Source organism: Frankia sp. AgB1.9 (assembly GCF_016786355.1).
Taxonomy (GTDB): domain Bacteria; phylum Actinomycetota; class Actinomycetes; order Frankiales; family Frankiaceae; genus Pseudofrankia.
This window is the reverse complement of the sequence record NZ_JADWYX010000275.1, coordinates 1-1,091: the sequence shown is the minus strand read 5'-3', so window position 1 is coordinate 1,091 and position 1,091 is coordinate 1. Positions and strand designations below refer to the sequence as shown.

At 66.9% G+C, this 1,091-nt stretch carries 1 protein-coding gene; it reads right to left on the bottom strand.

All coding sequences use genetic code 11. The annotated features are described in order from the left end of the window. Positions 1-1,091: ABC transporter substrate-binding protein (locus I6A60_RS41080; RefSeq protein ID WP_203017594.1), on the bottom strand; the 1,091-nt coding region annotated here is incomplete at both ends.

Here is a 1,091-nt window from a genome sequence, read left to right as displayed (position 1 = left end):
GCGATCCACTGGCAGTTGTCGGCGCCGGCCACGATGTTCTCGCGGTCGTTGATGTCGAGCTTGTGGCTGCCGTAGAGGCCAAGGGCAGTGAAGTCACGGATACCGGAGAGGGCCGTCAGGAGCGAGGCCGAGGTCGGGTTCGTTCCGGCGGCCTTGAGGCCCTGGACGAGCAGGCCGACCGAGATGTACCCGTTGTACATGCCGTAGGCGGGGACGCCGTTGACGCCCGCGCTCTTCAGGTCGGCCGCGAACGACTTGGTCGCGGGCGTCCCCATCTCCATCAGCTCGTAGCCGGAGAGGAAGTAGACGTTCTGGGCCGCGGCGAGCGCGCCCGGACCGGCCTGGAGCAGGTCACCGCCGTAGCCGGTGGGCAGCAGCGCGGCCTTCAGGTTGACGCCCTGGTCACGCAGGCCCTTGATGATTCCGAACGCCGTGTCCGGGTCCATCTGCATGACGATTCCGTCGACCTTGGCGTTCTTCATCGCGAGCACGATCGGCGCGACGTCGGAGCCGAGGGTGACCTTCGCGTTCAGGTAGCCGACCTTGATCCCAGCAGCCTCGGCCGAGGCCGCGGCGGCGGCGCCGGACTCGGAGGCGATCGGGAGGGAGTAGGCGGCGACGCCGAGGTTGGTGACGCCCTGCATCTTGAAGAACTTGCCCATGGTCGTCGCGACCTTGGTGGTCTGGAGCGCGCCGAAGATCGAGTACATGTTCTTCGACGTGATCCACTCGGGACCGTCCTCGGCGGCGCCGATGACCGGCACGTTGTGCGCGGTCAGGTAGGGCGCGGCCGCGAACAAAAGAGAGGAGTTGGCGAGGACCGCGAAGACGTGGTCCTGCGTGACGAACTTCTGCGCGACCGCAAGCGCGGTCGCCGGGTTCGTCGCGGTGTCACCGACGATGTACTTGATCGTGTACCCGTTGCGGGACGCGTAGTACGTCCCGGCCTTGACGCCTTCGACAACAGACTTGTTGCCGGAGGCCGCGGCACCGGTCATGTCGGCAATGACACCGACAGTGATCGTCTTGTTCGTGGCCGCACCGGTCGCACCGGCGGTGGAACCGCCCGAGCTCGACGAGCCACAGCCTGC